This window comes from Actinomycetospora chlora (assembly GCF_039542135.1).
Classification (GTDB): domain Bacteria; phylum Actinomycetota; class Actinomycetes; order Mycobacteriales; family Pseudonocardiaceae; genus Actinomycetospora; species Actinomycetospora chlora.
The window spans coordinates 1-16,110 of sequence record NZ_BAABHO010000024.1 but is presented as its reverse complement, the minus strand read 5'-3'; the positions used below and the strand labels follow the sequence as shown (position 1 = coordinate 16,110).

At 75.1% G+C, this 16,110-nt stretch carries 15 protein-coding genes and 1 pseudogene; 1 reads left to right on the top strand and 15 read right to left on the bottom strand.

All coding sequences use genetic code 11. The annotated features are described in order from the left end of the window. Positions 1-4: 4 nt before the first annotated feature. From rlmN to rpsB, 13 genes and pseudogenes are all read right to left on the bottom strand, one after another. The gene (rlmN, locus tag ABD994_RS15965; protein ID WP_345416646.1) at positions 5-1,153 is read right to left on the bottom strand and encodes a dual-specificity RNA methyltransferase RlmN; all 1,149 of its coding nucleotides are present in this window, start codon (positions 1,151-1,153) and stop codon (positions 5-7) included. Beyond that, the gene (locus tag ABD994_RS15960; protein WP_345416643.1) at positions 1,150-1,755 is read right to left on the bottom strand and encodes a hypothetical protein; all 606 of its coding nucleotides are present in this window, start codon (positions 1,753-1,755) and stop codon (positions 1,150-1,152) included. Before ABD994_RS15960 ends, rlmN begins: the two co-directional genes overlap by 4 nt. A 46-nt stretch (positions 1,756-1,801) precedes the next feature. Next, on the bottom strand, positions 1,802-2,791 hold the full coding sequence (locus ABD994_RS15955; RefSeq protein ID WP_345416640.1) for an electron transfer flavoprotein subunit alpha/FixB family protein: 990 nt from the start codon (positions 2,789-2,791) through the stop codon (positions 1,802-1,804). Then, on the bottom strand, positions 2,791-3,546 hold the full coding sequence (locus ABD994_RS15950; protein WP_345416637.1) for an electron transfer flavoprotein subunit beta/FixA family protein: 756 nt from the start codon (positions 3,544-3,546) through the stop codon (positions 2,791-2,793). The genes ABD994_RS15955 and ABD994_RS15950 overlap by 1 nt, the downstream gene beginning before the upstream one ends. A gap of 7 nt (positions 3,547-3,553) precedes the next feature. Continuing rightward, positions 3,554-6,046: a GcvT family protein gene (locus tag ABD994_RS15945; RefSeq protein WP_345416634.1), complete on the bottom strand. Its 2,493-nt coding sequence runs from the start codon at positions 6,044-6,046 to the stop codon at positions 3,554-3,556. A 9-nt stretch (positions 6,047-6,055) separates the two neighbouring features. Then, positions 6,056-6,880: a methylenetetrahydrofolate reductase gene (locus ABD994_RS15940; RefSeq protein WP_345416631.1), complete on the bottom strand. Its 825-nt coding sequence runs from the start codon at positions 6,878-6,880 to the stop codon at positions 6,056-6,058. Between the two features lie 7 nt (positions 6,881-6,887). Further along, positions 6,888-8,111 (bottom strand): glycine cleavage T C-terminal barrel domain-containing protein, encoded by a 1,224-nt coding sequence (locus tag ABD994_RS15935; RefSeq protein ID WP_345416628.1) that lies wholly within the window; start codon positions 8,109-8,111, stop codon positions 6,888-6,890. A gap of 161 nt (positions 8,112-8,272) precedes the next feature. Continuing rightward, positions 8,273-8,995, bottom strand: coding sequence for a class I SAM-dependent methyltransferase (locus ABD994_RS15930; protein WP_345416625.1), 723 nt, complete (start codon positions 8,993-8,995; stop codon positions 8,273-8,275). Next, positions 8,992-9,915 carry a phosphatidate cytidylyltransferase gene (locus tag ABD994_RS15925; protein WP_345416622.1) on the bottom strand — a complete coding sequence of 308 codons (924 nt, stop codon included), beginning with the start codon at positions 9,913-9,915 and terminating at the stop codon, positions 8,992-8,994. The genes ABD994_RS15930 and ABD994_RS15925 overlap by 4 nt, the downstream gene beginning before the upstream one ends. A gap of 12 nt (positions 9,916-9,927) precedes the next feature. Beyond that, positions 9,928-10,485 (bottom strand): ribosome recycling factor, encoded by a 558-nt coding sequence (gene frr / locus ABD994_RS15920; RefSeq protein ID WP_345416619.1) that lies wholly within the window; start codon positions 10,483-10,485, stop codon positions 9,928-9,930. A gap of 12 nt (positions 10,486-10,497) precedes the next feature. Further along, a complete protein-coding gene (pyrH, locus tag ABD994_RS15915; RefSeq protein WP_345416856.1) occupies positions 10,498-11,244 on the bottom strand; it encodes a UMP kinase in 747 nt (248 codons plus the stop codon). 112 nt (positions 11,245-11,356) lie between these two features. Then, a complete protein-coding gene (gene tsf / locus ABD994_RS15910; RefSeq protein ID WP_345416615.1) occupies positions 11,357-12,181 on the bottom strand; it encodes a translation elongation factor Ts in 825 nt (274 codons plus the stop codon). A 310-nt stretch (positions 12,182-12,491) separates the two neighbouring features. Then, positions 12,492-13,283, bottom strand: a pseudogene (gene rpsB, locus ABD994_RS15905) (30S ribosomal protein S2); the annotation flags it as partial. Between the two features lie 511 nt (positions 13,284-13,794). Here rpsB and ABD994_RS15900 point away from each other — a divergent pair. Further along, a complete protein-coding gene (locus ABD994_RS15900) occupies positions 13,795-14,337 on the top strand; it encodes a murein hydrolase activator EnvC family protein (RefSeq protein ID WP_345416612.1) in 543 nt (180 codons plus the stop codon). Positions 14,338-14,340: 3 nt separating this feature from the next. On the opposite strand, the gene ABD994_RS15895 is transcribed toward ABD994_RS15900, so the two are convergent. Further along, a complete protein-coding gene (locus tag ABD994_RS15895) occupies positions 14,341-15,513 on the bottom strand; it encodes a FliA/WhiG family RNA polymerase sigma factor (RefSeq protein WP_425550071.1) in 1,173 nt (390 codons plus the stop codon). Continuing rightward, positions 15,488-16,110: tyrosine-type recombinase/integrase (locus ABD994_RS15890; RefSeq protein WP_345416602.1), on the bottom strand; the 623-nt coding region annotated here is incomplete at its 5' end. The genes ABD994_RS15890 and ABD994_RS15895, both read right to left, overlap by 26 nt.

Below are 16,110 nucleotides of genomic sequence, written 5' to 3'. Positions count from 1 at the left end.
CGGCTCACGGGCGGGCGGTGGCGGCCAGCTGCCCGCAGGCGGCGGCGATCTCGCGCCCGCGGGTGTCGCGGATGGTGCAGGCGACGCCGCCGTCGCGCACGCGCCGCACGAACTCGGCCTGCACCCCCGCCGGGCTCGCGTCCCACTTGCTGCCCGGCGTGGGGTTGAGCGGGATGAGGTTGACGTGCACCAGCCGGCCCAGGTGCTTCGACGCCAGCTTGGCCAGCAGGTCGGCGCGCCACGGCTGGTCGTTGACGTCGCGGATCAGCGCGTACTCGATCGAGACGCGGCGGCCGGTCACGTCGGCGTAGTGGCGGGCGGCGGCGAACACCTCGGCGACCGGCCAGCGCTGGTTGACCGGCACGAGACTGTCGCGCAGCTCGTCGTCCGGGGTGTGCAGCGACACCGCGAGCGTCACCTGGAGGCCCTCGTCGGCGAGGCGGTGGATCGCGGGCACGAGCCCGACCGTGGATACCGTCACCGACCGCTGGGACAGGCCCAGGCCCGCCGGCGGGGCGTCGCAGAGCCGGTGCACGGCGTCGACGACGCGGCGGTAGTTGGCCAGCGGCTCGCCCATGCCCATGAACACGACGTTCGAGAGGCGCCGCAGGTCCTCGCCGAGCCCGCCGTCGCGGACCACCGCGGCGGCCGACCGCACCTGCTCGACGATCTCGGCGGTCGAGAGGTTGCGCTCCAGCCCGTTCTGGCCGGTGGCGCAGAACGGGCAGGCCATGCCGCAGCCGGCCTGGCTGGAGATGCAGACGGTGGCGCGGTCGGGGTAGCCCATGAGGACGCTCTCGACCAGGGCGCCGTCGTTCGCCTTCCACAGCGTCTTGCGGGTGGCGCCGCCGTCGCAGTCGACCACCGACGTCGGCGTCAGCAGCTCGGGGAACAGCGCCGGGCCGACCGCCTCGCGCGCCGCCGCGGGCAGGTCGCTCATCGTGGCGGGGTCGCTCTCGAGGCGGGTGAAGTAGTGCCGCGAGAGCTGGTCGGCGCGGAACGCCGGCAGCCCGAGCTCGGCGACGGCCGCGCGGCGCGCGTCGGTGTCGAGGTCGGCGAGGTGGCGGGCCGGGCGCGTGCGGCGGGTGCCACGCGGGGACAGGGAGAGGACTGGGCCCGCCGCCTCGGCGGCGTCCACCACGGGCTCACTCATCGTGCGCGGTCCCGCAGCATCTCCACGAGGCCGACGCGGTCGGCGGCGGACAGCATCAGCAGCACCCCGGCGAGCAGCCCGAGCAGGCCCTGCGAGACGAACCCGCCGGCCGTGCCGGTGGTGATCAGGGCCGAGAGCACGCCCGCGACGGCGAGCACGATCCCCAGCCAGCGCGTCGGGCGCTGCCCGGTGGAGCGGCTGAGCAGCACGAACGCGCCGCCGGTGAGCAGCAGCGCGAGGCCGGGCAGGAACGCCGAGGCGCTGATGAGCCCCAGCACGATCGACGCGACGATCACGATCGCGATCACGCCGCCGCCGAGGCGCAGCACCTCCGCGGACCGGGAGGCGTCGAAGGGACGGGCGCCGCGACGGCGGTTCTCCACCCCGATGCCGATGGCGACCGCGATGCCGATCGCGAGGACCAGCGTGCCGGCACCGTCGGCGCCGAGGCCGAGGGTGCCGACCGCGAGCCAGACGAGCCCGGCGCCGAGCTCGACGAGCACGGGGTCGACGCGGACGGCCCGGCCGCGCGACGGCGGCGGCGAGCCGTGACCGCGTCCGGGATACCCGGACGGCGGGCGGGGAGGGGGGTACGCCGACACGACGTCCACGGTAACCCGCTCGGCACCCCGGACCCGCGCGCGGCCCTCAGCGTCCCGACCGTCGCCGGACCTCGGCGACGACGGCCGGCAGCACCTCGTGGACGTCGCCGATCACCGCCCAGGTCGCCCGGGTGACCATCGGTGCCTCGGGGTCGGTGTTCACCGCGAGGATCGCCCGCGCCCCCATGCAGCCCACCCAGTGCTGAGTGGCGCCGCTGATGCCGCACGCGACGTAGAGGTCGGGGCTGATCCGGGTGCCGGTGAGCCCGACCTGGTCGGCGTGCGGCCGCCACCCGTTGTTGGTGGCGACGCGCGAGCAGCCGACGACCCCGCCGAGCAGGCCGGCCAGCTCCTCGAGCACCGCGTAGCCCTCGGCGCTGCCCACGCCCCGGCCGCCCGCGACCACCACCGGGGCGGTGGCCAGGGTCGTCCCCGCCGCCCGGCCGCCACGCTCCACCAGGCGGGCCCGCGGCACGGCGGCGTCGAGCTCCGGGACGAGCACCTCGACCGTCACCTCCGCCGCAGCGGCCGTCTCGCCGGTCGAGTGGCCGCCCGGGCGCAGGGTCGCGAACCGGACCGGTGCCGTCAGCTCGGCGTCCTCGAGCAGGATGCCGCCGGAGCGTTCCCGGGTGACGACCCACGGCTCGTCCCGTCCCCGCGGCCCGGGCCGGATCGCCGTGCACGCCGTCGCGAGCGGTGCCCCCACCTCGGCGGCGGCCCACGCCATCGCCTCGGCGGCGTCCGCGTCGGCGTCGGCGGCGAGCACCGCGGCCGGGCGTCGCGCCGCGACGAGCTGGGCGAGGGCCTCGCCGACGACCGCCGGGGCCGGATCGTCGAGCAGCGGGTGCGCCAGGAGGTGCAGCCGGCCGACACCGCGCTTGGCCAGGTCGTCCGGGAGGTCCCCGGCCGCCCCGACCGCCACCGCCTCGACCGGGTCGCCGAGCTCGTCGGCCAGGCCCCGTGCGGCGGCGAGGAGCTCGGCGGAGGCGACCGAGAGCGCGCCGTCGCCGTCCCGCGTGATCACCGCGAGCACCATCAGCGCACCACCCCCGCGTCGACGAGGACGTCCACCACCGCGGGCGCCGCCGCGGCCCCCCGCCCGAGCACGACGGTCTCCGCGCGCGCCTCGGGCCGGTGGCGCAGCCGCCGGGTGCGCAGGTTCCCGGCCGGCGGGGCCGCGTCGAGCACCCGGACCGGCACCTTCTTCGCCCGCAGCCGGCCCTTGATCGTCGGGTAGCGCGGGAGGTTGAGGCCCTCGAGCACCGCGGCGACGGCCGGGAGCGGCGCCTCGTAGACCGCCACCCCGTCGCCGGCCTCGCGCCGCAGCGACACCGAGCCGTCGCCGGGCTCGATCCCCTTGACCCCGCCGACCACCGGCCGGCGCAGCGCGTGGGCGACCCGGACGCCGACCTGGGCGTGGCCGGCGTCGGCTGACGCCGCCCCGAACAGGACGAGGTCGTACGGCGGCAGCGCGCGCAGGGCGTCGGTGATCGCCGCGGCGACGGCCTCCGGGTCGCCGTCGGCGCCGGGAGCGTCCACGCGGACCGCGTGGTCGGCACCCATCGACACCGCGTAGCGCAGCTGCTCCTCGGTCTCCGGGCCGCCGACGGTCAGCACCCCCGCGGACCCGCCCGTCCGCGCGGCGAGGCGCGCCGCCTCCTCCACCGCGCACTCCTCGTGCGGGCCGAGGGTGAACCCGAGGTGGCGAGTGTCGATCGCCGTCGCGTCCGGCGTCAGCAGGATCTCCGCGCCCACCGCCGGGACGCGCTTGACGCAGACCAGGACGTCCATGCCGGCCTCACCCGCGCATCCGCGTGTCGTCGGGGTCGAACAGCGGCGTCCGTCCGGCGCGGGCGACCGTCACCGGGTGGCGCTCCCCCAGGTACTCGACGAGCAGCCCGGTGCCCTCGACCGCGTGGCCCGGCGGCAGGTAGGCCATCAGCAGGTACGTGCCCAGCGACGGCGCCGACCCCGCGCTGGTGACGTACGACGGGCGGCCGCGGCGGTCGGTGATCCGGGCACCGTCCGGCGTCAGGACCGGCTCCCCGCCCTGCGGGAACCGCGTCGACCCGTCGAGGCGCAGGGTGCACAGCAGCGCCTCGGGCTCGGCCTCGCGCGCCTTGGTGTAGGCGGCCTTGCCGACGAAGTCCGCCGTCTTCAGCCCGGGCAGCGCGAGCCCGGCCTCGACGGGCCCGTGCTCGGCGTCGAGCTCGTGGCCCATGAGCCGGTAGCCCTTCTCGATCCGCGCCGTGGTGCCGTAGACGCCGATGCCGGCCGGGATCAGCCCGTGCGGTGACCCGGCCTCGACGAGCGTGTCCCAGAGGCGCAGCCCGGACTCGGTCGGCGCGTGCAGCTCCCACCCGAGCTCGCCGACGTAGGACAGGCGCAGGGCGAGGACAGGGGTGGACCCGACCGTGATCCACCGGGCGGTGCCGAACGGGAACGCGGCGTCGGTGACGTCCTCCTCGGTGACCGCGGCGAGGACGTCGCGGGCCCGCGGGCCCCAGAGCCCGAGGGTGCAGACCGCGGAGGTCACGTCCTCGAACACGACCGAGCCGTCGCCGGGCAGGTGGCGCGTGAACCAGTGCAGGTCGCGGGCACCGTCCGCCCCGCCGGTGACCACGCGGAACTGCTGGTCGCCGAGGCGCACCACGGTGAGGTCGCTGCGGAACCCGCCGTCGGGCCCGAGCAGCGGCGTGTAGACCACCCGGCCGACCGGCCTGTCCATCTGCGCGACCGTGAGGTGCTGGAGGTACGCCAGAGCCCCGGGGCCGCGGACCGTGAACTGCGCGAAGGCGCTCAGGTCGATCATCGCGACGCCGCGGCGCATCGCCAGGTGCTCGGCGCTGGTGATCGGCGACCACCACCGCGCGTCCCACTCGTGCGGGCGGTCCTCGACGCCGAGCTCGGCCACCAGGGGCTCGTTGGCCCGGTACCACTGCGGGCGCTCCCAGCCCGCGACCTCGAAGAACTCCGCCCCCAACGCCTCTTGGCGGGGGAAGAAGGGCGAGCGCCGCGCCCCGCGGTCCGAGCCCCACTGCTCGCGCGGGTGCACGATCCCGTAGGTCTTGTTGAAGCCCTCGGCAGCGCGGGCGCGCACGTGCGCCCGGGTGCGCTCGTGCGGGGCGAACCGCGCGACGTCGGCGGCGCGCGGGTCGATCTCCGGCGACCCGCACGTCATCCACTCCGCGACGAGCCGCCCGACGCCCGGGCCCTCCTTGATCCACACCGCGGCCGCCGACCACAGGCCCCGCACCTCCGGGGTCTCCCCGAGCAGCGGGTGACCGTCGGGGGTCAGCGACAGCAGCCCGTTGATGGCGTGGCGGATGCCGGCGTCCGGGCGGTCGAGGATGCCGCCGAAGAGCTCGAGCGCGGCCTCCATCTGCGGGTCGAAGTCGTCGGGGGTGAAGGGCAGCTGGGTGGGCGAGAGCGCCGCGGCCGCGATCGACGGGATCTCGTCGGGGTCGCACAGGATCGGGCGGTGGGCGTAGGAGCCGATCTCCAGGTCGGGCCCGCTCTGCCGCTCGTACATCAGCGGGTCCATGTCCCGGACGATCGGGAACGCGATCTCCCGGCCCGTGGCGGCCAGCTCGTCGATCGGGCCGACGTCGATCATCTGGTGCACCGCGGGCGTCAGCGGGATCGTCGCCCCGGCCAGGGCGGCGATCCGCGGGCTCCACACGCCGCACGCGACGACGACGTGCTCGGTGTCGACGTCGCCGCGGTCGGTGCGGACGCGCCGCACCCGCCCACCGTCGGTGTCGATCCCGAGCACCTCGGTCAGCGCCGAGACCGTGAGCGCGCCGTCCGCGGTGGCCCGCTCGCGCATCAGCTCGCGGGCCCGCAGCGGGTCGACGACGGCCACCGACGGGGTCCAGAACCCCGCGAGCACCACCGACGGGTCGAGGAACGGGACCTCGTCGGCCACCTCGGCCGGGGTGATCAGCTCGGCGTCGATGCCCCAAGCCCGCGCCGACGACATCCGGCGGTGCAGCTCCCGGACCCGCTCCTCGGTGCGCGCGACCTCGATGCCGCCGCACGTCGTGATCGTGCCGAGCTCGGTGTACTGGCGCACCGAGTCGGCGGTGAGCAGCGTGATCTCGCGGGAGTGGTCCACCGGGAACACGAAGTTCGACGCGTGCCCGGTGGACCCGCCCGGGTCGGGCAGCGGCCCCTTGTCGACCAGCAGGACGTCCCGCCAGCCCAGCCGGGCGAGGTGGTGCACGACGGCGTTGCCGACGATCCCGGCCCCGATGACGACGACCTGGGCCCGGTCGGGGAGAGCGGTCACGGCTCCTCCTCAGGCCGCCGCGCGGCGGGCCTCCGCCAGCCACCGCACGGTCGGCTCGATCTGGTTGAACGTGAAGACGTGCAGTCCGGCGAGGTCGCTGCCGCCGGCCGCCAGGCCCCGGACGAGCCGGTCCGGGGTGTGGCGGCCGGGCCGCAGGAGGGAGGCGGCGGTCGACCGGTGCGAGCGGGCGAACCGCGCGGCGTCGGCCACCCCGATCCGCACGCTCACCCGCAGCAGCCGCGCCGCGTCGACGACGCCGGGGACGCCGGCGACCACGGGCAGGTCGATCCCCCGCCGCCGGGCCTCGGCGACGAACCCGCCGACGAGGTCCGCGTCGAAGCACAGCTGCGTCACGGTGTAGTCCGCGTGGAACTGCTTGACGCGCAGGTCGGCCCACAGCACGTCGTCGGTGATGTGGTGGTGGCCGTCGGGGTAGCTCGGCACGCCCACCCGCGGCGGCCGGCCGAGGTCCTCCATCGCCCGCAGCAGGGCGAGGCCGTCGGCGTAGGGGCCGGCCGGCTCCCGGGCGTCCCCGCCCACGACGAACACGTCGCGGACCCCGGCCGCGGTGAGCCGGCCGAGGAGCTCGGCCAGCTCGGCGCGGTCGCGCAGGCCGCGCGCCGCCAGGTGGGGCACCGCGGCGAAGCCCCGGGCGGCGAGCTCCTCCGCCAGCTCCACCGTGGCCGCCACGCCCCGGCGCGGCGAGGCGGTCACGGCCACGGTGGCTCCCGCGGGGAGGTGCCCGACGCCGTCGGGCACGCCCGCGGTCGGCGCCACCTCGTAGCGCGGGTGCTCGAGGAGGGCCGCGAGGGCGCTGCGGCGGGCTCCGTCCACGGTCGGCTCAGCCCTTGGGCGTCTGCTTGCGCGGGTCGACGAACGGCTTCTCGACGACCACGCCGTCGCGCACCTCGTCCGGGGTGACGATCCGGAGCTCCGTCCCCACCGGCGTCGACGGTGTCGCCACCATCGCCAGGCCGATGTTGCGCTCGAGCCGCGGCGACCAGCAGGCGCTGGTCACGGAGCCGACGACGGACCCCGCCGCGTCGCGGACCGTGAACGGCTCGATCATCGAGCCGTCGTTGAACGTGCCCAGCCGCGGCCCGCCGATCTCGACGCCGACCATCGACCGCGAGAGACCCGCGGCCCTGGCGCGGATCAGTGCGTCCTTGCCGACGAAGTCGGCCTCCTGGTCGAGGTCGACCATCCACGTGTAGTCGTAGCCGACCTCGAGCGGGTTGGTGTCGAGCGTGATGTCGCAGCCGTACGCCAGCATCCCGCCCTCGATGCGCCGGATGTGGCACGGCCCGATCGGGCGCAGGTCGTACGGCCGGCCCGCCTCCCACACCCGGTCCCACAGCCGGCCGGCGTCCCGCGTGGCGTGGTGCAGGTAGATCTCGTAGCCGATCTCCGCGCTGTAGCCGGTGCGGCTGACCACGACCTCCATGCCGTCGATCACCGCGTGGCGCAGGTGGTAGTACGGCATCCCGGCCACGTCGGCGCCGAACAGGTCGGTGACGAGCGCCCCGGCCTTCGGCCCCTGCACCTGGACCGGCGCGACGTCGATCTCCCGGACCCGCACGTCCCACCCGCCGGCGTGCGCCAGCCCGGTGGCCCACAGCCCGACGTCGGAGTCGGCGAGCGAGAGCCAGAAGCGGTCGGGCTCGACCCGCAGCAGCACGGGGTCGTTGATGATCCCGCCGTCGGGCGCGGTGACGAACACGTACTTGCACTGCCCGACCGCGCACCTCGTCAGGTCGCGCGGCACCAGCGAGTTGGTGAACGCGAACGCGTCCGGTCCGCTGATCTCGATCTGGCGCTCCACCCCGACGTCCCAGAGGGTGACGCCCTCGAGCAGCGCCCAGTACTCGGCGAGCGGGTCGCCGTAGTGGCGCGGGTGGTACGTGTGGTTGTACACGCTGTACATCGCCACGCCGTGCGCCCGGGACTTCCAGAAGTACGGCGACTTGCGCAGGCGCGGGTAGAGCAGGATCCCGGGCGCGGCCACCGTCGACGACGGCTCCGGCACGAGATCCACCGCCGCCCTCGTGGGCAGGACGTCCGTCATCAGCACCTCACCTCATCGGGCGTCCGGCGGCCCCCGAGCCGGTGGCGGACGGTGGTTGCGAGGAGTGCAACCGGGTTTCGCTCGACGCAACCACGATGCGACCGTGACCGAGATCACGTCAAGGGCCGCGAGGAGACGGACTGATATATCCGTCGGTCCGCTCAGGGACGCAGGAGACCGACGGGCTCGCGACGTGTGTGCACGCGGTAGCCCACCGCGAGGGTGAGGCCGGGCGTGCCGTCGATCGCCCGCCGCGCGACGGCGGGCGTGAACTCGATGCGCAGGACGTCGCCGAGTGTCGTGCGGTCGGCGAACCGCCAGAGGGTGTCGACGCGGCGCAGCGCGAACCCCTGGTCGGCGAAGAAGCGTTCGGCGGCCGCCGGGTCGTAGCGCGGGGCGGACGCCCGCATCCAGGCGCCGTAGGAGTGGCGGGTGGCGTCGAGGTCGACGATCACCAGGACGCCGCCCGGGCGCAGCACCCGCGAGGCCTCGGCGAGCCCCGGCTCGCAGCCCGGGCCGAAGAAGTAGGCGGTGCGGGCGTGGACGACGTCGGCGCTGTCGTCGTCCAGCGGCAGGGCGGCGGCGCTGCCGGGCAGGACCCGGCAGTGCGCCAGGCCCGCGATCCGCACGCGGGCGCGCTCGACCAGCGGGCCGTGGGGCTCGACGCCGGTGACGGAGCGGGCGCGCTCGGCGAACCGCGGCAGGTGCCAGCCGTCGCCGCACCCGACGTCGACGACGTCGGCGCCGTCGTGGGGCGCCAGCTCGGCGACGGCGTCCCACAGGGCCCCGGTGGCGTCCTGGGCCTCGTTCTCCCGCTCGTAGACCTCGGGCCAGCGCCAGATGTTGGGGGACTCGATGACGTCCCCGCTCCTGTGGCGCGTCACCCGTGGATGGGCACGAGGAGGTAGAGCAGCAGCCAGGCGACCGGCGCCGAGGTGCACAGGGAGTCGAGGCGCTCCATCAGCCCGCCGTGCCCGGGCAGCACCGAGCCCATGTCCTTGATGCCGAGGTCACGCTTGACCAGCGACTCGACCAGGTCGCCCGTGACGGCCGTCCCCACCAGCAGCGGGCCCACGACGAGGCCCCACCACCAGTGGTCGCCGAGCAGGAAGGCGATCGAGAGGCAGGCCCCGGTCGACCCCAGGATGATCGAGCCCGCGAAGCCCTCCCAGGACTTCTTGGGGCTGACCTTCGGCGCCATCGGGTGCTTGCCGATCAGCGCCCCGAGGGCGTAGCCGCCGGTGTCCGAGCAGATCACGACGATGAGGAACGTCAGCACGCGCGCGGCGCCGTCGGGCGGGACGACGAGCATCGTGCCGAACGCCATGAACAGCGGGACCCAGCACAGCACGAGCATCGAGGCGCCGACGTCGCGCACGAACCCGCCCGCGCCCAGGCGCATCCGCCACAGGAAGCAGCCGATGACGGTCACCATCAGGCCGCCGAGGATGCCCTCGGTGCCGAACGGCCAGGCCAGCCAGATCATCGCCTGACCACCCACCAGCACCGGCACCCGCGAGAGCCGGATGCCGGCCGCGCGGTGGAGCGCGCCGAACAGCTCCCAGGTGCCGATCACCGCGCAGACGGCGACCACGCCGATCCACGCCTGCCGGACCGTGAGCAGCGAGACGAGGACGACCGCGCCCATCCCGAGGCCGACGCCGATCGCCAGCGGCAGGTTGCGCCCGGCGCGGGACTTCTTCTCCCCCGTGTCCCCACCCGGGTCGGCGGCCGTCGGGTCCGGAGCCGGCGCCGTGGGCGCGCCCGGGGCCGGCTTCGGGGGGTTCGACGCGGAGGACGTCATGGTGCGGTGACCTCAGACCTCGAGGAGCTCGGCTTCCTTGTGCTTCACGAGGTCGTCGACCTGGGCGACGTAGCGCGCCGTGACGCTCTCGAGCTCCTTCTCGGCGCGCCCGGTCTCGTCCTCGCCGGCCTCGCCGTCCTTGACGATCCGCTGCAGCTCCGACATCGCGGCGCGGCGCACGCTGCGGATCGACACCCGGGCGTCCTCGCCCTTGCCGCGCGCGACCTTGACCATCTCCTTGCGGCGCTCCTCGGAGAGCTGCGGGAACACCACGCGGATGATCTGGCCGTCGTTGCTGGGGTTGACGCCGAGGTCGGAGTCGCGGATCGCGCGCTCCATCGACTGCAGCTGGCTCGCGTCGTAGGGCTTGATGACGGCCATGCGGGCCTCGGGCACCTGCACGGCGGCGAGCTGGTTCAGCGGGGTCCAGGCGCCGTAGTACTCGACCTGGATGCGGTTGAACATCGCCGGGCTGGCCCGTCCCGTGCGCACGCCGCCGAGGTCCTCCTTGGCGACGCTGACGGCCTTCTCCATCTTCTCCTCGGCGTCGAGGAGCGTCTCGTCGATCATGGTCGCCTCTCCTCAGTGGCCGGACGGGGTCTGGACCAGCGTGCCGATCCTCTCACCGCGCACCGCGCGGGCGATGTTCCCCTCGACCAGCAGGTTGAACACCATGATCGGCATGTTGTTGTCCATGCAGAGGCTGAAGGCCGTGGCGTCGGCGACCTTCAGCCCCTTCTCGAGCACCTCGCGGTGGGTGATCTCGTGGTACATGGTCGCCGTGGGGTCGAGCTTGGGGTCGGCGGTGTAGACCCCGTCGACGCCCTTGGCCATCAGCACGACCTCGCACTCGATCTCCAGCGCGCGCTGGGCGGCCGTGGTGTCGGTGGAGAAGTAGGGCATGCCGACGCCCGCGCCGAAGATGACCACGCGGCCCTTCTCGAGGTGGCGCATGGCGCGGCGCGGGATGTAGGACTCGGCGACCTGGCCCATGGTGATCGCGGTCTGCACCCGGGTGTCGATGTGGTGCTCGCGCTCGAGGAAGTCCTGCAGGGCCAGGCAGTTCATGACCGTGCCGAGCATGCCCATGTAGTCCGCGCGCTGGCGCTGCATGCCGTAGCGGTGCAGTTCCTCGCCGCGGAAGAAGTTGCCGCCGCCGATGACGACGGCGATCTGCACGCCGGAGCGCACGACGTCGGCGATCTGGCGGGCGACCGTCTGGACGACCACGGGGTCGACGCCCACGCCGCCGCCGCCGAACATCTCGCCGCCCAGCTTGAGCAGGACGCGCTTGTGGTCGGAGCGTGCCTCGGGGCCGGCATCGGTCACGGTCTGGGGACTGGCCACGCTCTGTCGACCTCCTACGGGTTCACCGAGGACCTGCCGCTCGCCGGTGCCGGCACCGGGGGTCGTCCCCGGCGCCGGCACCCGGCGGGCCTCGTTACGGCTGGCCGACCTCGAAGCGCGCGAAGGAGCGCACCGAGACGCCGGCCTCGTCGAGCACCTTGCCGACCGTCTTCTTGTCGACCGACACCGAGTCCTGCTCGAGCAGCACGGTGTCCTTGTAGTAGCCGTTGAGCCGACCCTCGACGATCTTGTCGAGGATCTTCTCGGGCTTGCCCTCCTCGCGGGCGGTCGCCTCGGCGATGCGGCGCTCGTTGTCGACGACGTCGCTGGGCACCTCCTCGCGGGTGGTGTACAGCGGGCGGGCCGCCGCGACCTGCATGGCCGCGCCGCGGGCCGCCTCTTCCGCGCCGTCGCCGTCGCCGCTGTAGGCGACGACGACGCCGATGGCCGGCGGGAGGTCCGACGACCGGCGGTGCAGGTACGTCGCGGTCGGGCCCTCGAGGACCGCGACCCGGCGCAGCTCGAGCTTCTCGCCGATGCGCGCCGAGAGCTCCTGGACCTTGTCCTCGACCGTGCCCTCGCCGAGGCTCGCGGCCTTGAGCGACTCGAGGTCCGTGGCGCCGCTGGACAGCGCGACGCCGAGGATGTCGTCGGCGAGCTGGACGAAGTCCGCGTTCTTGGCCACGAAGTCGGTCTCGGAGTTGAGCTCGATCATCGCGCCGTCGCGGGCCGCGACCACGCCGTTGGCGGTGGTGCGCCCGGCCCGCTTGCCGACGTCCTTCGCACCCTTGATGCGCAGGGCCTCGACGGCCTTGTCCATGTCGCCCTCGTTCTGCTCGAGGGCCTTCTTGCAGTCCATCATCCCGGAACCGGTGAGGTCCCGGAGCTTCTTCACGTCCGCAGCGGTGTAGTTCGCCATCGTGAGGCTCTCGTCCGTCCTCGTCGTCGTGTCGGTGTGGCTCGCGGCTGCCGGTCGGCCGTCAGCCCGCCCCGCCCTGCGGCGTGGGGGCGCCGTTGTTCTGACCGGCCTCGGGCGCCGCGGCGATCGCGTTGTCGTCGGTCTCGGAGTTCGCGTCGACCGTGCCGCCGGTGCGCTCCGGGCGGCTGACCGGCGTCGTGTCGTCGCCGATCGCGTTGGTGGTCTCCTCGGCCGCCGGCGACGCGACCGGCGCGTCGCCGGGGGCGTCGACCGCGGAGCTGGTGCTGCCCTGCTCCAGGCCGGTCGGCGCGCTGGCGCCGTCACCGCCCTGAACCGTCGAGCTCTGCGCCATGAGCTCCTGCTCCCACTCGGCCAGCGGCTCGTCCTCGCCGCGCTCGCCGCCGCCGTCGCGCTGGCCGCGGGCCTGCAGGCCGTCGGCGCACGCCTGGGCGACCACGCGGGTCAGCAGGGCCGCGGAGCGGATCGCGTCGTCGTTGCCCGGGATCGGGTAGTCGACCTCGTCCGGGTCGCAGTTGGTGTCGAGGATGGCGACGACCGGGATGTTGAGCTTCCGGGCCTCACCGACCGCGATGTGCTCCTTCTTCGTGTCGACCACCCACACCGCGCTGGGCACGCGGCCCATGTCGCGGATACCGCCGAGCGTCTTCTCGAGCTTGTCGTGCTCGCGGGTGAGCATGAGGATCTCCTTCTTGGTGCGACCCTCGAAGCCCCCGCTCTGCTCCATGGCCTCCAGCTCCTTGAGACGCTGGAGACGCTTGTGCACGGTGGTGAAGTTGGTGAGCATGCCGCCCAGCCAGCGCTGGTTGACGAACGGCATGCCGACGCGGCGCGCCTGCTCGTCGATGGCCTCCTGGGCCTGCTTCTTCGTGCCGACGAAGAGCACCGTGCCGCCGTGGGCGACGGTCTGCTTGACGAACTCGTAGGCGCGATCGACGTAGGACAGCGTCTGCTGCAGGTCGATGATGTAGATGCCGTTGCGCTCGGTGAAGATGAAGCGGCGCATCTTGGGGTTCCAGCGGCGGGTCTGGTGACCGAAGTGGACACCGGAGTCCAGCAGCTGGCGCATCGTGACGACGGCCATGCGGTGGAACTACCTTCTCTCGGCGACCCGGCGCGTGACCGGGCCTGGCGGTTGTCGCGGCGGTCCCGGTCGGGCCGCCGCCCTGGTGCCCTCGGTGAACCTGGCCCGGAACCCGCCGCTCGGCGGGACCGCCCGGACCCGGCAGCGCCGCACGGTGGCGGCGCTTGGGAGGGCACGCGAAGTCGGCCCGTCGATCCCCCCGTGACGGGGAGACGACGAACCGCTGGTCACGAGTGTACTCGCGCGCCCTCGCGCCCCTCCCCGCGCCCCGACCTGCGCACGCGGGGGTGCGAGCAACGCGGCATTGCTGGCGTCGGGGGCCAGGATCGCCACATCCTCGCCGACGCGACACGCCGGGCGGGCCGCACCCCTCGCGATCACGGGCGCGTCGGGCACCTCCGCGCTCCTGATCACGATCCGCCGGTGGATCCGGGGCGGAGGGAGCCGTCGGCGCCCCGGCTGCGTCGAACCAGGTGTGACGCGATGCCTCCCCGCCGCTGTCCTGGCGCTCGTGCTGCTCGGGATCGCCGGCCCGCCGCCCGCTGCCGCCGCGCCCGCTCCCCCGCCGTTGGTGCCGGTGGGGGCCTTCGGGTGGCCGCTGGCCGGGGTCGACCCCGACGCCGCGCCGGCGCGGGCCGGCACACCGGGCTCGGTGACCCGGCTGTTCGACCCGCCGCCGCACTACTACGGCCGCGGGCACCGCGGCGCCGACCTCGCCGGGCGTCCCGGGCTCGCCGTGCTGGCCGCGGGCGACGGGACGGTGGTGTTCGCCGGGCCGATCGCCGGGCGGGGCGTGGTGTCGGTCGAGCACGGCGGCGGCCTGCGCACCACCTACGAGCCCCTCGCCGTCGCCGTGGTCGCGGGCACGCGGGTCCGCCGCGGCGACCCCGTCGGCACGCTGGAGCCCGGCCACCGCGGCTGCCCGGTCGCCGCGTGCCTGCACTGGGGGCTCCGCCGCCCCGCGAGCACGCCCGGGGCGGGCGCGCTGGACTACCTCGACCCGCTGCTGCTCCTGGGCCTCGGGCCGGTGCGACTGCTGCCGACCGACCCGTGACCGTCAGGCGTGCTGCAGCTCGGCCAGCCGGGCCCGCAGCCGCATCACGGCCCGGGTGTGCAGCTGGCAGACGCGCGACTCGGTCACCCCGAGCACCCGCCCGATCTCGGCGAGCGTGAGGTTCTCGAAGTAGTAGAGGCCGACGACCGTGCGGTCGCGCTCCGCGAGCTGGCCGACGGCCTCGGCGAGCAGGCGCCGCGTCTCGCGGTCCTCCATCGCCGCCAGCGGGTCCTCCGCGCCGGCGTCGGGCAGGGAGTCGGCCAGCGACGGCGCCGAGGCCCCGTCGCCCGATCCGCCACCGCGCCCCGCGGCCACGAGCTCGTCGAGCGCGGCCACGCTCGTCATGGCGATCTGACCGAACGTGGAGCGCAGGTCGTCGGTGGAGGTGTCGAGCTCCGCGGCGAGCTCGGAGTCGCTGACCGAGCGCTGCTCGCGGCCCTCGAGGCGCTCGATCGCGCGCTCGATCTCCCGTGCCCGCGACCGCACCGAGCGCGGCACCCAGTCCTGCGAGCGCAGCTCGTCGAGGATCGCGCCGCGGATGCGCTGCATCGCGTAGACCTCGAACTTGCGCCCACGGTCGGGCTCGAAGCGCTCGATGGCGTCGACGAGACCGAAGATGCCGCACTGGATGAGATCGGCCACGTCGACGTGGGACGGCAGGCCGGTGCCCACCCGGCCGGCGACGTACTTGACCAGCGGGGCGTAGTGCAGGACCAGGCGGTCCTTGCGGGACTTGCGCGGATCGTCGGCGTAGGCGGCCCACAGCTCGGCGATGCCGGCCTCGACCAGCGCCTCCTCGTCGACCGCGCCGGGCGGGGCCCCGCCGAGCGTGGCGGGACCGGCCTGGGGCCGGTCCTCGGTGTCCGGGACGGGCGCCGCGTCGGGCCGCGCGGGGCGCCGGCCCTCGGCGGGCGAGGGCACCGCCGCGAGGGCGGTCGCCCCGTGGGTGGCCCCGTGGGTGGCCCCGTGGGTGGCCCCGTGGGTGGCCGGGGTGCCGGGCTCCCGTCGCGCGGGGCGGCGGGGGCTGCGGGCGGCGGCGCCGGCGGCGCGCACGGCGGCCTCGGAGTCGATGCCGGGCAGCGCGGGCAGCGGACCGGTGGGAGGGGCGTCCGCGGCCACGGTGGCCGTGGACGTGCCCTCGCGCCCCGGCTCAGGCACGGGGGTGGGCGGTGTCATGGATGGCCCTCAGGCGCTCGGCGGACACGTGCGTGTAGAGCTGGGTGGTCGCCGGCGACGCATGCCCCAGCAGTTCCTGGACGCTCCTCAGATCCGCTCCCCCCTCGAGCAGGTGTGTGGCCGCCGAGTGCCGGAGGCCGTGCGGCGCGATGTCGGGTGCCCCCGGGACGGCGCCGGCGGCGTCGTGCACGACCGTGCGTGCGATCCGGGGGTCCAGGCGCCCGCCGCGGGCGCCCAACAGCAGGGCCGGTGGTGAGGCCGGGGTCGCGAGGGCCGGGCGGCCGTCGCGGCGCCAGGCGTCCAGCGCGGCCGCGGCCGGCGTCCCGTACACGACGGTGCGCTCCTTGCCGCCCTTGCCGAGCACCCGCAGGGTGCGGCGGCCGTCGTCGACGTCGTCCACGTCGAGCCCGCAGAGCTCGGACACCCGGACGCCGGTGGCGTAGAGCAGCTCGAGCAGCAGGTGGTCGCGCAGCGCCACCGGGTCGCCCTCCGCGGCGCCGGACGCCGCGGCCTGCAGCGCCGCGGCCGCCTGGTCGGCGCGCAGGACCTCGGGCACCCGGCGGTGCGCCCGCGGCGAGGCGAGCCGCGCGCCGGCGT

Excerpts from the sequence above, each read along its gene's own strand:
- ABD994_RS15895 (WP_425550071.1), bottom strand. The coding sequence starts at position 15,513 with ATGACACCGCCCACCCCCGTGCCTGAGCCGGGGCGCGAGGGCACGTCC.
- rlmN (WP_345416646.1), bottom strand. The coding sequence starts at position 1,153 with ATGAGTGAGCCCGTGGTGGACGCCGCCGAGGCGGCGGGCCCAGTCCTC.
- ABD994_RS15935 (WP_345416628.1), bottom strand. The coding sequence starts at position 8,111 with ATGACGGACGTCCTGCCCACGAGGGCGGCGGTGGATCTCGTGCCGGAG.
- ABD994_RS15955 (WP_345416640.1), bottom strand. The coding sequence starts at position 2,791 with ATGGTGCTCGCGGTGATCACGCGGGACGGCGACGGCGCGCTCTCGGTC.
- ABD994_RS15950 (WP_345416637.1), bottom strand. The coding sequence starts at position 3,546 with ATGGACGTCCTGGTCTGCGTCAAGCGCGTCCCGGCGGTGGGCGCGGAG.
- tsf (WP_345416615.1), bottom strand. The coding sequence starts at position 12,181 with ATGGCGAACTACACCGCTGCGGACGTGAAGAAGCTCCGGGACCTCACC.
- frr (WP_345416619.1), bottom strand. The coding sequence starts at position 10,485 with ATGATCGACGAGACGCTCCTCGACGCCGAGGAGAAGATGGAGAAGGCC.
- ABD994_RS15925 (WP_345416622.1), bottom strand. The coding sequence starts at position 9,915 with ATGACGTCCTCCGCGTCGAACCCCCCGAAGCCGGCCCCGGGCGCGCCC.